Genomic DNA, 13,630 nt, shown 5'->3' with positions numbered 1-13,630 from the left:
CATAGAATAATAAAAATATCTACACCTTAAAAATCACCAATAAAAAAAGCGACCAAGTCAAAAAATATATTTTTGCTTGATCGCCTTCATAAAATTACCTCAAAGGAGATAGTTTTTCAGTGCCCTCAAAAAATTGAGAGGTTTTTTTTAGAGCCGATGGAGGGACTCGAACCCACGACCTGCTGATTACAAATCAGCTGCTCTAGCCAGCTGAGCTACATCGGCCAGTAATCTCTATAAAGCGTTTATCTTTACGATTAGGGCTTCAGCTTTTACTTCCAGCTCCTTTTCTACCGCTTTAAAATGTTGCTTTTTATTTTCTACATCCTTTTGGTTGATCTTAGTGATCAATTCATCAAATTCTGCAATGGCTTCGTCTACAATCGCTTCAGTTTTAGATGCGTCTTCAGGGTTAGCCATTTGATGTATGTATGCTGCATCAATAATGTCTCCCATTACGTAATTAACATCTCTTTTTAATAATCTCTTACTTGCCATATCACTTAAATTTCGGCTGCGAATTTAGAGTATTTTTTAATACAAATTACAGCATGCTTAAAAATTATTTTTCCTGAATCTCTTTAAGTGAATTAAGCGCTTCGGGAATATGCTGGGAAGCTCCCATACTATTGAATCTGTGGATTAATTTTTTGTCCTTATCAAATACAAATGTTTCCCTTCCCGGAAGCAGGCCAAGTAATCCCGGTTTTACACCAAAAGCTTTACGGGCGCGCTTTTCTTTATCTGAAAGTAGCACAAACGGAAGTTTGTGTTTAGTAGCAAACTTTTTATGAGAGTTTTCATTATCTGTACTTATCCCAATTACCTCAGCACCCAAATCCTGGAATTCTTCATAATGATCCCTGAAACTACAGGCTTCTTTGGTACAACTCGGAGAAAAATCTTTTGGATAGAAAAATATTACCAAAGCTTTATCTTCTACTCTTGAAAATTGGTAGTTATCTCCATCCTGATCTTTTAAAGTTAATCTCGGTAATTTATCGCCAATTTTAAGTGCCATCTATTCTCCTTTATAGGTTACGTAATTACGAGCAGTTTCGTATAAAGTGATCTCCAGGTCGAGCTCAGGTTTTAATTTCTCCCTGATTTTATTCCAAATCACCACCGCAATATTTTCAGCCGTAGGATTAAGTTCCTTAAAAGGAGCTACCTCTTCATTTAAGTTTTTATGATCAAAAGGTACTTCCACTTCTTCGTAGATGAGGTCTTTAAGCCGTTTAAGGTCCATAACAAAACCTGTTTCAGGGTCTATCTCGCCGGTCACCTTCACTATCAGATCATAATTATGCCCGTGATAGTGTGGATTGCTGCATTTTCCAAAAACCTGCAGGTTCTTCTCATCACTCCAATCTTTGCGATACAGTCGATGCGCCGCATTAAAATGAGCTTTTCTATGTACGCTTAGCCTCATTTTTGAATACTTGAATAATATTTATCGAAAATAATTTTGAACCATTCCGTATAAACTCCAGGATTCACTTCCATATCAGATTTTATCGCATTCAGGCTCATCCATTTCCAGTTAGACACTTCATCAGGGTTGGGCTTGGGATCATCTTCATAATTCCCAATCATAATATAGTCGAATTCGTGCTCGGTAAGTCCGTTATCAAAAGGAGCTTTATAAATAAAAGACATAATTTCTTCTAATTCCGTACTAAAGCCCATTTCCTCCTGAAGTCTTCTTTTTCCGGCGGCAACATTGCTTTCCCCTTCCCGCTGGTGGCTACAACAAGTGTTGGTCCACAATCCCGGAGAATGGTATTTAGAGTGCGCCCGCTGCTGGATCATTAGCTCATCTTTTTCATTAAAGACAAATACTGAAAATGCCCGGTGCAACAAGGCTTTTTCATGAGCTTCGATTTTCTCCATCAAGCCAATTTGCTCGTCCTTTTCGTTAACTAATATTACCTGATCTGTTCCCATTTTCTTTTTTGAATGTCAAATGTACGAAATGAAGCGCGGGTTTTACAAGTCGACATTTCCTAAAATTATGTTTCATTATTTACCACGAATAAAGGTCACTTATATTATAATTCTTCCTGTGAATACAAATCACAATCTATAGCCAGAATAAATTCAGATCGCCTGTTTCTTTCGTGCCCGGCTTCAGTGCACTTGCTATTATTGCCACAATTATTTACCAATTCGGTTTCTCCATAACCTCTTCCTGTAATCCTTGAACCTGAAATTCCTTTTTCCGTTAAATACTGAATCGTTGCCTTAACCCTTCGTTCTGAAAGTTCCAGATTATAAGCATCGTTAGCACGGCTATCGGTATGAGATCTAATATCAAGCAAAAGTGCCGGCTGTTTATGCATAAAAGCCGCAATACTATCCAGGGCCGGTTTATCTCCCTGCCTAATTTCAGCTTTATCAATGTCAAAATGAATTGGATTTAACCTAAGTACACCGGTAAGCTCATCACCAACTTTAGCGTCCACAACCGGGAAGCCTTCCAGGTTTTCAAATTCCAGCTCGTTTTTTCTCCGTTTTAATTCTGCAGCATAAAAGCTCCAGTTAAAAAAGGCCCGCATAGCAGAAATATTCTGAGGATCCTTCCCGTAAATGCTATGTCCTGCCTGGTACATTATTAATCCGTTATCCAGATTTCCGTAAGCATGACCATAGGCGGTAACAACAGCTGTATCTTCAGCAATTTTAGGGATATCCGGTGCATCTTCATCTATTAGAACTTTCTTCGTCTCTTTCCGCCACCGGTTTATTTTCTTCGGAAGGAAAATTCTTTCTGACCCGTTTAAATGTGCCTTATCCGGACTGCCAATATATTGCGCAACAGGATCTCCAGGTAGCAAATTTTGATATGGTGGTGTACCGTGCCGGTGTTCCCGGAAGGGAATTAGACCCGCACTCTGTGCTCCCGGAAACCCGGAACTCAAAAAGTTTAACTGAATAAATTCTGTACTATCGCTATCCTGAAGTTTAATATTTCCTGTAAGGTTTTCTAATTTACTCACTGCATGACAACCGGCCCAAATTGCTCCCTTATACTTTTTATTCCATCGATAAAGGTTTTTATGGGTGTTAAACCCGGGATCGGCGTGAGGCATCACAAAAATATCATCGCAAACCCCAAGATCTTCTGGAGATTTCCAATTTCTTTTATTACTTCCGCCATAAGCGTCTTCCGGGATTGCAGCAGCCTTAAAAAAAGGCAAAGCTATAAAGCCATTTTCCCGGTCTAAAGTCCATCGTGGCGCTACCGACAAGTTGGTGAAAACCGGAACGCTGATCGATTCCTCTAAATAAAGCCCCACAATTCCCTTTTCTTCCCACGAGGTAATTAATTTCTTTATATCTTCAGTTAAATAAGAAACCGGGATAATAAACGCACTCCCCCTAAAAGTTTTATCGCGGTAGGTGAAATCTGCCCCATCTTTTATTTTCTTCGGGTTGATGGCCCATTTAATTTCAATATTTTCATTTTTCAGCATTTCATAGACCAACCCGTAAGCCTGTAAAGTATTTTCTGCGGTTTGAGGATTTACGCCCATATTAATTACATAGGCTCCGGGAGCTATACGTTGCTCGCCGGGTTGCGCAAAGAAATCAAAGCCTGTTAGCAACACACTCCAAAATACTATTAATCTTATTAGATACTGCCCCATAATTGTAAAATTACTGAATGTTTTCACAGCCAGAGGTTTTTAACAGATTTTTGCTAAAACCCTGGAGCCAGTTCAGGAAAAGGAGCTTTTAAATTATCCTTAATTTTCCTCAAAATAATAGTACTTTTGCAGCGCTGAATTACCTGGCCTAAAAGCTATTGATTTACATTTAGCAAAAAGGATTCCGCATTATAATAAGTACAGCAGACTAAGACCCCATTAATATTTTTATAGATGAAGAGTTTTCAAAAAGAACTAAAACGAAGAAGGACTTTTGGAATTATTTCCCACCCCGATGCGGGTAAAACCACGCTTACCGAAAAATTGCTACTGTTTGGTGGTGCTATCCAGGAAGCCGGGGCGGTAAAATCTAATAAGATCAAAAAAGGTGCTACCAGTGACTTTATGGAAATTGAACGCCAAAGGGGAATTTCGGTAGCGACTTCGGTTCTAGGTTTTGAGTATAAGGACATAAAAATCAATATCCTGGATACTCCGGGTCACAAGGATTTTGCTGAAGATACTTTTAGAACCCTTACTGCCGTAGATAGTGTTATTGTAGTTATAGATGTTGCCAAAGGTGTGGAGGAACAAACCGAAAAACTGGTAGAGGTTTGTAGAATGCGAAACATTCCGATGATCGTTTTTATCAATAAAATGGACCGGGAAGGGAAAGATGCTTTTGAATTACTTGATGAGATTGAACAAAAACTGAATCTTACCGTAACACCTTTAAGTTACCCCATTGGAATGGGCTACGATTTTAAAGGGATTTACAATATTTGGGAAAAGAATGTAAACTTATTTACCGGTGACCCTAAAAAAGATATTGAAGATACTATAGAAATCTCCGATTTATCTTCTGATCAATTAGATGAACTCATTGGAAGTACTTCAGCTGATAATTTAAGAGAAGAACTTGAACTCGCTCAGGGCGTATATCCTGAATTCGATAAAGAAGCTTACCTTGAAGGAAGGTTGCAACCGGTATTTTTTGGTTCAGCTTTAAATAATTTTGGGGTTCGGGAATTGTTGGATTGCTTTATAAATATTGCTCCTACTCCAAGACCTAAGCAAAGTGAAGAGCGTTTGGTAAAGCCTGACGAAGATAAATTCACAGGTTTCGTTTTTAAGATCCACGCCAATATGGATCCCAAACATCGCGACAGGCTGGCATTTATAAAAATTGTTTCTGGAACTTTTGAGCGGAATAAAGCATACTTACACGTAAGACATAATAAAAACCTGAAATTCTCAAGTCCGAATGCTTTTTTCGCCGAAAAGAAGGAAATTGTAGACATTTCCTATCCCGGAGATATCGTAGGGCTTCACGATACCGGGAATTTCAAAATCGGGGATACCCTTACCGAAGGAGAAAATTTAAATTACCGTGGAATTCCAAGTTTTTCGCCTGAACATTTTAGGTATATCAATAACGCCGACCCAATGAAATCAAAACAACTCGCCAAAGGAGTTGACCAGTTGATGGATGAAGGGGTGGCGCAGCTGTTTACCCTGGAACTAAATGGAAGAAAAATTATAGGAACCGTGGGAGCGCTTCAGTTCGAAGTTATTCAATACAGGTTGGAACACGAATATGGTGCTAAATGTACCTACGAGAACTTAAACGTTTACAAAGCCACCTGGGTAGAAGCCGAAGATGAAAAGAGTGAAGAATTTAAAGATTTTAAACGACTAAAATCAAAGTTCCTGGCGAAGGATAAAAAAGGGCAATTGGTATTTTTGGCAGATTCGCAATTCTCATTGCAAATGACCCAGGATAAATATCGTTCGATTAAATTCCATTTCACTTCAGAATTTTAAGTTTCTGGTTTTAAGCTAATAATGCTTAGGCCAAAAGAAACCTAATAGCGCGCTGTGTTTAATAGTCCTTAATTTCATATATTTTCAGCATAATTGAGATTTTATGAATGAATTAGATGAATTTGTTTCCCAATTCGCCTCGGCGGTTTGGGGACTTCCTTTAGTAATTTTATTAATTGGCGGCGGATTTTATCTCCTAATTTTATCTAATTTCCTTCCATTTCGATATTTAGGGCATTCCTTAGATCTCTTACGCGGAAAATATAATAATCCCAACGATCCCGGTGAAATAAACCATTTTCAGTCGCTTTCAACTGCCCTTTCTTCTACCGTAGGAATGGGAAATATAGCTGGTGTAGCCGTAGCTATAGCATTAGGTGGCCCGGGTGCTATTTTCTGGCTTTGGGTTAGCGCGGTGGTTGGAATGGCCACTAAATTTTTCACCAATACCCTCGCTGTTATGTACCGTGGTAAAGATACCCAGGGGAATATTCAGGGCGGGGTGATGTATTTTATTGAAGAAGGCCTGGGTAAGAAATGGAAGTTTTTAGCGGTCTTTTTTAGCGTCGCAGGGCTTATTGGCGCCTTGCCGGTTTTCAATGTAAATCAACTTACCCAGGCTATAAACTTCATTTTGCTGGAACCGAATAATATTCCCACCGGTTTCGGAACAAATCTTATTATTGGGATTATTTTAGTTATCCTCACTTCGATAGTTATCCTTGGAGGCTTACAGCGCATAAGTAAAACCGTTTCCAGATTAGTGCCTGCGATGGTAGCTCTTTATTTTATTTCGGTGATTATTATTTTGATTGTCAATTATGATGTGGTTCCTTACTATTTCTCTACAATCTTTACCGATGCTTTTGCTGCTGAAAACTACAAAGGCGAACCTATGCTCGGCGGCGTACTGGGTGGCTTGATTATTCTTGGAGTAAGACGAGGTGCTTTTTCTAATGAAGCGGGTATAGGAACTGCGACAATGGCTCACGGAGCCAGTAAAACTTCAGAACCTGTTCGGGAAGGACTTGTTGCGATGTTGGGGCCGGCAATTGATACTTTAGTGGTATGTACCCTAACAGCACTTTGTATCCTGGTTACGGGAATTTGGCAAACTTCAGATGTAAACGGGGTAAGCTTAACCGCAGCCGCTTTTGAAGATTCTATCCCCTATGTTGGAGATTATCTATTGTTGCTTTGTATTGCGGCTTTTAGTATTTCTTCCCTGTTCTCGTTTTCTTACTACGGAACAAAATGCCTTTCTTACCTGGCCGGTGCAGAAAACAAACACTATTACAATTATTTCTATATCGTAAGCATACTGTTAGGAGCTACTACTTCATTAAGCATGATGATTAATCTCATTGATGGTTTTTTTGCCTTAATGGCCATCCCAACAATGATCTCAACGTTAATTCTTGCTCCCCGTGTAATGAAGGCTGCAAGAATTTATTTTAAAAAATACAAAGATTAATTTTCGACTATTCAGACTTGGCTTTCTTTTTCTTTAATACCTTGAAAACCTTTAATTTTTTGCCGGTTAATTTTTCTAGTAATTCTCCTTTACGCAAAGTTCCCCATATTTCTAATTCAGGATCGGCTTGTGTTGTGATAAGCAGATTGATATTTTCCTTTTTATTATTGATTTCCAGTTTCTGAACGTTTTGATAATGGCTACGGTCCAAACCATCGGCAACCCTTAACAGGGCAGAAAGCTTTTTAACCCTTTTTCGGTTTTTTTTACTCAATTGTTTATAGCGTGTATGTCGCTTATGCGGAATAGATTTCCTGTGATATCTCGCTACATTAGCCATAACATTTATTTCATCTTCCTTAAAGCCAAGTAAATCGGAATTCCTGATAAGATAGAGCGCGTGTTTATGATGTTTTCGGTATGAAATATAATAACCTATATCGTGTAGTAAACTCGCATATTCCAGCAATTCCCTGTCAGATTCTTTTAGTTTTAGTTCTTCTTTAAATTCATCAAAAAGCTGCAAGGAAAAATTAGAGACGTGTTTGGAATGCGCTTCCGGCCAATTGCACTTTCGCAATAATTCATAAATACTTCTACGACGTGGATCCTTAAAATTAGCGACAAGGTCCAGGTTAAGCTGTTCCTTTTTATTATTGATATAATTCAGGATCATTCCTTCCCGAAGTGCGCCTTCAGAAATTTTAATGTTTTCAATTTTAAATTTATCTACCAGAAATTTCACTAAAACCATCCCGGGATTTATAATATCAACCCGTTTTTCCTCTAAACCCTTTTCTTTAAGACGTTTCTTTTTATTCAGTTTAATAAAATCAGAATATAACTCATTAAAATCATCTGCGCCGACTTCCAGTTCATTCAGGCTCATTTTAGCAGTAAGTGATTTTCTACCCGCTATCATTTCCCCAATATTTTCCATCGTACCGGAGGAACCAATAATCGTTTTTACATTATGTTTTTTGGCCAGCTTTTTTATTTCTGCCAGTTCCTTCTCAAAATGTTTTTGTAGGTTTTTAATGTCTTTTTCTTCAATAGGATCTGTTTCTACAAAGGCAGCAGCCATCCTGGCAACTCCCAATTTTAAACTATTGTAATAAATAAATTCTTTATCGTTACCAATAATAAATTCAACGCTACCACCTCCAATATCCGCCATAAGCACCATTTCTTCGTTTAAAACGATGCTATGCCTTATGGCAAGACCAATCATTTCTGCTTCCATTTTTCCTGAAATAGCCCGTACCCTAATTCCAACCTGCTCCCCCACTTCTTTAATAAAATCACCCCCATTTTCTGCTTCACGAATTGCGCTAGTTGCATAAGCAAGAATATTTTCCACATTATGGCTATCGCATAAAAACTTAATCCTTTTAAGCGCTTCCAATCCGCGATCCATTGCCTCCCGGCTCAACCTGTCTTCCAGGCCTTTTTCGGCCAGGATAACCATTTCCTTGAGTTTATTAACCGTACGGAAACTGCCATCGGGATAAATATCTACCAATACCGCGTGGAATGAATTAGTTCCAAGGTCTATTGCTGCTATTCGTTTTTTAGGTTCAGAATCGGTAGCCTTATCGGTCATCGTATATAAAATTTTAAGCTGAAGAAAAAATCAGTCTAGATTGCTATACTTCTAAGTTAGGTAATATTTCCTAAAAAATTTTACAGCGTTTATAAAGTCGAAATAAAAAGCAATAAAAAAACCCACAGAATTATACATCTATGGGGTTTTTAAAATTTTTTTCGGCTAAATTAAGCCTGGCCGGTTGGACCAAAGTTTAATGGCATTGGCGCTTTTTCGTAATCCCTTATTTCACCGTGGGCTTTTTCAAACCGATGAATATTATCGTTTAAAGCTTTCAATAATCGCTTAGCATGTTGTGGCGTTAAAATGATCCTGGATTTTACTTTGCTTTTAGGTCTGCCCGGCATAATATTCACGAAATCTACCACAAATTCTGAAACAGAATGGTTAATGATAGCCAGATTAGAATAAGTTCCTTCGGCTACAGCTTCATCCAGTTCTATGTTTATCTGACCTTTTTTAGGTTTCTTTTTTTCTTCACTCATAATATTAGATTGAATTTTATTTAAAAGTTTCCGAAGCAGTCTTCGGAGTATCTTGGTTAGCGTGTAATATAAAAGTACAAAAAATCCCGACTTTAGATCGGGATTCCTGATATTATAAAAAGAAAGAGACTGTCTGAAAAGTTTTTAACCCGTCATTCTGAATTTATTTCAGAATCTAAGATGTTAATAATCAAAACATGTTAGAAGCTGAAAACAAGTTCAGCTTGACGAAATTAGACTTTTTAGACAGCCTCTTTTATAAGCATTAATTATAATTAACTTCTTGCTTATGTTCCATCATTTCGTCAAATTCTTCTTTAGAACCAACGATAATGCTATCGTACTCACGCATACCTGTACCTGCAGGAATTCTATGTCCTACAATTACATTCTCTTTCAATCCTTCAAGTTTATCGATCTTACCGCTTACGGCAGCCTCGTTCAATACTTTGGTAGTTTCCTGGAAGGAAGCCGCAGAAATAAACGATTTTGTTTGTAGCGATGCACGAGTAATACCCTGAAGAACCGGTGTAGCGGTTGCAGCGGTTACGTCTCTTGCAGTAGCAAGGTTTTTATCTTCACGTCTTAACAATGAGTTCTCATCTCTAAGCTCTCTTGGTGAAACGATTTGACCTGGTTTTAAGTTTTCAGATTCTCCTGCATCTTCAACCACTTTCATTCCGAAGACTTTATCGTTTTCCTCGATAAAATCTGATTTATGAACAAGCTGGTTTTCAAGGAAAATAGTATCTCCCGGATCCTGAATCCTAACCTTACGCATCATTTGTCTTACTACAACCTCAAAGTGCTTATCGTTAATCTTCACACCCTGCAGTCGGTAAACTTCCTGAACTTCGTTCACAAGATATTGTTGTACCGCGTTTGGTCCTTTGATATTAAGAATATCTTCCGGAGTAACAGATCCATCAGAAAGTGGCATACCTGCACGAACATAATCGTTTTCCTGAACAAGGATCTGGTTAGATAACTTCACTAAGTATTTCTTAACCTCTCCTAATTTAGATTCTACGATAATCTCACGGTTACCTCTTTTGATTTTTCCGAAGGAAACAACACCATCAATCTCACTAACAACAGCTGGGTTAGATGGGTTACGAGCTTCAAACAATTCTGTTACCCTTGGAAGACCACCGGTAATATCCCCTGCTTTAGAAGATTTACGCGGAATCTTAACCAAAATCTTACCAACCTTGATCTTATCTTCGTTGTCTACCATAAGGTGGGCACCAACCGGAAGGTTATAAGAGCGAATTACTTCATCTTTTTTACCTAAAATATGTAAAGTCGGGATAAGCTTTTTGTTACGGGATTCAGAAATTACTTTTTCCTGGAATCCTGTTTGCTCATCGATCTCTACCTGGTAAGTTACACCTTGCTCAATATTTTCGTACTTGATCTTACCGGCAAATTCTGAAATAATCACCCCGTTATAAGGATCCCACTGGCAAATTACATCACCTTTGGAAACTGCAGCACCGTTATCGATAAAGATTTGAGAACCGTAAGGAATGTTATTGTTACTCAATACCACCCCGGTTTTCTTGTCTTTAATTTTAAGCTCGGCAGTTCGTGAAATCACGATATCTGACTGGCTACCATCAGGAGCCTCTCCTTTTACAACTTTAAGATCTTCAATTTCGGCAATACCGTCAAATTTAGCCTCAAGTTTGTTATCTTCTGAAATGTTACCTGCAATACCTCCAACGTGGAATGTACGCAGTGTTAACTGTGTACCCGGCTCTCCAATAGATTGCGCGGCAACAACACCAACAGCTTCACCTCTTTGTACCAGTTTATTAGTAGAAAGGTTTCTTCCGTAACATTTTACACAAATTCCTTTTTTAGCTTCGCAAGTTAGTGGAGATCTTACTTCTACACTTTCAATTGGAGCGTTTTCAATCTTAGTAACAATTTCTGAAGTAATTTCTTCGTCCGCAGCTACTAAAACTTCATTATTTGAAGGATTAATAACATCGTGAAGAGAAATACGTCCTAAAATACGTTCTCCAAGAGATTCTACAATTTCTTCGTTCTTTTTAAGTGGTTTAACTTCTACTCCTCTTAAAGTTCCGCAGTCTTCTTGATTTACAATAACATCTTGCGAAACATCTACCAATCTACGGGTTAAGTACCCTGCATCGGCAGTTTTAAGTGCGGTATCGGCAAGTCCTTTACGTGCACCGTGAGTAGAAATAAAGTATTCAAGAATTGAAAGTCCTTCCTTAAAGTTAGAAAGAATTGGGTTTTCAATAATCTCACCTCCACCTGAGTTAGATTTTTTAGGCTTGGCCATAAGACCACGCATACCGGTTAACTGACGAATCTGCTCTTTAGATCCACGAGCACCAGAATCTAGCATCATAAACACAGAGTTGAAACCTTGTTTATCCTCACGAATACGTTTCATCGCCAATTCGGTTAGACCGGCATTGGTAGATGTCCAGATATCAATAACCTGGTTGTAACGCTCGTTGTTGGTAATAAGACCCATATTATAGTTTCCTACAATACCTTCAACCTGTTCGTTAGCTTCATCAATCATAGATTGCTTTTCTTCAGGGATAATAATATCACCTAAACTAAAGGAAAGTCCACCACGGAAAGCGTATCCATACCCCATTTCCTTAATAGCATCAAGGAATTCTCCGGTTTCTGGAACACTGGTTTTAGCCAGTACATCACCAATAATATCCCTAAGGTTTTTCTTGGTTAATACTGTATTCACATAACCTACTTTTTCTGGTACAGCTTGGTTAAACAGTACTCTACCAACTGTAGTATCTATAATTTGGTTAACTAATTCCCCGGCTTCATTAAAGTCTTTTGCGCGAATCTTGATTTCGGCATTAAGGTCTACTCTCTTCTGGTTGTAAGCGATTACCACTTCTTCATCAGAATAGAAAGTAAGTCCTTCCCCTTTAACCGTAACCTCGTCTGTAGATTTTCTGGACTTGGTCATATAATAAAGACCAAGAATCATATCCTGAGAAGGTACTGTAATAGGTGAACCGTTTGCTGGGTTAAGAATATTATGAGAAGCAAGCATTAATAGCTGCGCTTCTAAAATAGCCTCTGGCCCAAGCGGTAAGTGAACCGCCATCTGGTCACCATCAAAATCGGCATTAAAAGCCGTACATGCTAATGGGTGTAATTGTATCGCTTTACCTTCAATAAGTTTTGGCTGGAAAGCCTGTATACCTAAACGGTGAAGCGTAGGAGCACGGTTAAGTAATACCGGGTGACCTTTAAGAACATTCTCCAGGATATCCCATACTACCGGCTCTTTCTTATCTATAATTTTCTTGGCAGATTTTACTGTTTTTACAATTCCTCTTTCAATTAGCTTTCTAATTACAAAAGGCTTGTAAAGCTCAGCTGCCATATTCTTTGGAAGACCACATTCGTGCATTTTCAATTCTGGCCCAACAACAATTACCGAACGTGCTGAATAATCTACACGTTTACCAAGTAAGTTTTGACGAAAACGTCCCTGCTTACCTTTAAGGGAATCTGAAAGCGATTTTAACGGACGGTTAGAGTCTGTTTTTACCGCTGAAGATTTTCTTGTGTTATCGAACAATGAATCTACTGATTCCTGAAGCATACGTTTTTCATTACGTAGAATTACTTCAGGAGCTTTGATCTCCATTAATCTTTTTAGACGGTTGTTACGAATAATAACCCTTCTGTAAAGATCATTTAAATCTGAAGTCGCGAAACGTCCACCATCAAGAGGCACAAGAGGTCGTAATTCTGGTGGAATTACAGGAACCACTTTCATAATCATCCATTCGGGAAGGTTTTCGCGATTGTTGTTAGCATCACGGAAAGCTTCTACAACCTGAAGACGCTTAAGCGCTTCAGTTTTACGTTGCTTTGAAGTTTCGTTATTTGCCTTGTGCCTTAACTCGTAAGAAAGTTCGTTAAGATCTATTCTTCTTAATATTTCAATAAGACATTCGGCCCCCATTTTAGCGATAAACTTATTTGGGTCGCTGTCTTCCAAATACATATTTTCCTGCGGAAGGCTATCTAAAACGTTTAGATATTCTTCTTCAGTTAGGAAGTCCATTTTCTTAATTGGTTCTCCTTCTTCGTTTTTAGCAATACCTGCCTGAATTACTACATAACGTTCGTAGTAAATGATCATATCTAATTTCTTAGATGGAAGACCAAGCAAGTATCCAATTTTGTTAGGTAAGGAACGGAAATACCAGATATGTGCTACAGGAACTACCAAATTAATGTGCCCAACACGGTCTCTACGTACTTGTTTTTCAGTTACTTCTACCCCACAACGGTCACAAACAATTCCTTTGTAACGTATTCTTTTATATTTACCGCAGGCACATTCGTAATCCTTTACAGGACCAAAAATACGCTCACAAAACAAACCATCACGTTCGGGTTTGTGCGTACGATAATTGATAGTTTCCGGTTTTAGAACTTCACCACGAGATTCTGCGAGGATAGATTCCGGGGAAGCCAAACCGATAGAGATTTTATCAAATCTCTTTACTGTATTCTTATCATTATTTCTAGCCATAATAACTCTGCTGCTATAATTATT

The 13,630-nt window shown here is 38.3% G+C and carries 10 protein-coding genes and 1 tRNA gene; 2 read left to right on the top strand and 9 right to left on the bottom strand.

The window, feature by feature from the left end; translation table 11 throughout:
• Positions 1 to 151 precede the first annotated feature (151 nt).
• The 6 genes from LB467_RS08960 to LB467_RS19320 all read right to left on the bottom strand — a co-directional run bounded on the left by LB467_RS08960 (position 152) and on the right by LB467_RS19320 (position 3,677).
• A tRNA-Thr gene (locus LB467_RS08960) sits at positions 152 to 225 on the bottom strand.
• A 9-nt stretch (positions 226 to 234) separates the two neighbouring features.
• Positions 235 to 498 carry a hypothetical protein gene (locus LB467_RS08955; RefSeq protein ID WP_224473692.1) on the bottom strand — a complete coding sequence of 88 codons (264 nt, stop codon included), beginning with the start codon at positions 496 to 498 and terminating at the stop codon, positions 235 to 237.
• 64 nt (positions 499 to 562) lie between these two features.
• The gene (locus tag LB467_RS08950; protein ID WP_224473691.1) at positions 563 to 1,021 is read right to left on the bottom strand and encodes a peroxiredoxin; all 459 of its coding nucleotides are present in this window, start codon (positions 1,019 to 1,021) and stop codon (positions 563 to 565) included.
• Positions 1,022 to 1,432, bottom strand: coding sequence for a 6-pyruvoyl trahydropterin synthase family protein (locus tag LB467_RS08945; RefSeq protein ID WP_224473690.1), 411 nt, complete (start codon positions 1,430 to 1,432; stop codon positions 1,022 to 1,024).
• Complete coding sequence (gene idi / locus LB467_RS08940) at positions 1,429 to 1,947, bottom strand: isopentenyl-diphosphate Delta-isomerase (RefSeq protein WP_224473689.1); 519 nt, start codon at positions 1,945 to 1,947, stop codon at positions 1,429 to 1,431. The genes LB467_RS08945 and idi overlap by 4 nt, the downstream gene beginning before the upstream one ends.
• Before the next feature lie 104 nt (positions 1,948 to 2,051).
• Entirely contained in the window at positions 2,052 to 3,677 is a 1,626-nt protein-coding gene (locus LB467_RS19320; protein ID WP_224473688.1) for an OmpA family protein, read from the bottom strand.
• Positions 3,678 to 3,884: 207 nt separating this feature from the next.
• Between LB467_RS19320 and LB467_RS08930 the strand changes: the two genes are divergently transcribed.
• Together LB467_RS08930 and LB467_RS08925 are read left to right on the top strand one after the other, a co-directional pair.
• On the top strand, positions 3,885 to 5,474 hold the full coding sequence (locus LB467_RS08930; protein ID WP_224473687.1) for a peptide chain release factor 3: 1,590 nt from the start codon (positions 3,885 to 3,887) through the stop codon (positions 5,472 to 5,474).
• Positions 5,475 to 5,577: 103 nt separating this feature from the next.
• Positions 5,578 to 6,948: an alanine/glycine:cation symporter family protein gene (locus tag LB467_RS08925; RefSeq protein WP_224473686.1), complete on the top strand. Its 1,371-nt coding sequence runs from the start codon at positions 5,578 to 5,580 to the stop codon at positions 6,946 to 6,948.
• Between the two features lie 7 nt (positions 6,949 to 6,955).
• Here LB467_RS08925 and LB467_RS08920 read toward each other — a convergent pair whose 3' ends face one another.
• From LB467_RS08920 to rpoC, 3 genes are all read right to left on the bottom strand, one after another.
• Positions 6,956 to 8,551, bottom strand: a complete 1,596-nt coding sequence (locus LB467_RS08920; RefSeq protein WP_224473685.1) for a Ppx/GppA phosphatase family protein — start codon at positions 8,549 to 8,551, stop codon at positions 6,956 to 6,958.
• Positions 8,552 to 8,721: 170 nt separating this feature from the next.
• Positions 8,722 to 9,039, bottom strand: a complete 318-nt coding sequence (locus tag LB467_RS08915) for a DUF3467 domain-containing protein (RefSeq protein WP_093303787.1) — start codon at positions 9,037 to 9,039, stop codon at positions 8,722 to 8,724.
• Between the two features lie 265 nt (positions 9,040 to 9,304).
• Positions 9,305 to 13,606: a DNA-directed RNA polymerase subunit beta' gene (gene rpoC / locus LB467_RS08910; protein ID WP_224473684.1), complete on the bottom strand. Its 4,302-nt coding sequence runs from the start codon at positions 13,604 to 13,606 to the stop codon at positions 9,305 to 9,307.
• Positions 13,607 to 13,630: the final 24 nt, after the last annotated feature.

The sequence above is a fragment of the Salegentibacter tibetensis genome, from assembly GCF_020164485.1.
In the GTDB taxonomy this organism is placed as follows: Bacteria; Bacteroidota; Bacteroidia; order Flavobacteriales; family Flavobacteriaceae; genus Salegentibacter; species Salegentibacter tibetensis.
This window is presented reverse-complemented; position numbering and strand designations above follow the sequence as displayed.

Coding starts and splice junctions, on each gene's coding strand:
- LB467_RS08955 (WP_224473692.1), bottom strand. CDS start 498: ATGGCAAGTAAGAGATTATTAAAAAGAGATGTTAATTACGTAATGGGA.
- LB467_RS08950 (WP_224473691.1), bottom strand. CDS start 1,021: ATGGCACTTAAAATTGGCGATAAATTACCGAGATTAACTTTAAAAGAT.
- LB467_RS08945 (WP_224473690.1), bottom strand. CDS start 1,432: ATGAGGCTAAGCGTACATAGAAAAGCTCATTTTAATGCGGCGCATCGA.
- idi (WP_224473689.1), bottom strand. CDS start 1,947: ATGGGAACAGATCAGGTAATATTAGTTAACGAAAAGGACGAGCAAATT.
- LB467_RS08930 (WP_224473687.1), top strand. CDS start 3,885: ATGAAGAGTTTTCAAAAAGAACTAAAACGAAGAAGGACTTTTGGAATT.
- LB467_RS08925 (WP_224473686.1), top strand. CDS start 5,578: ATGAATGAATTAGATGAATTTGTTTCCCAATTCGCCTCGGCGGTTTGG.
- LB467_RS08920 (WP_224473685.1), bottom strand. CDS start 8,551: ATGACCGATAAGGCTACCGATTCTGAACCTAAAAAACGAATAGCAGCA.
- LB467_RS08915 (WP_093303787.1), bottom strand. CDS start 9,039: ATGAGTGAAGAAAAAAAGAAACCTAAAAAAGGTCAGATAAACATAGAA.
- rpoC (WP_224473684.1), bottom strand. CDS start 13,606: ATGGCTAGAAATAATGATAAGAATACAGTAAAGAGATTTGATAAAATC.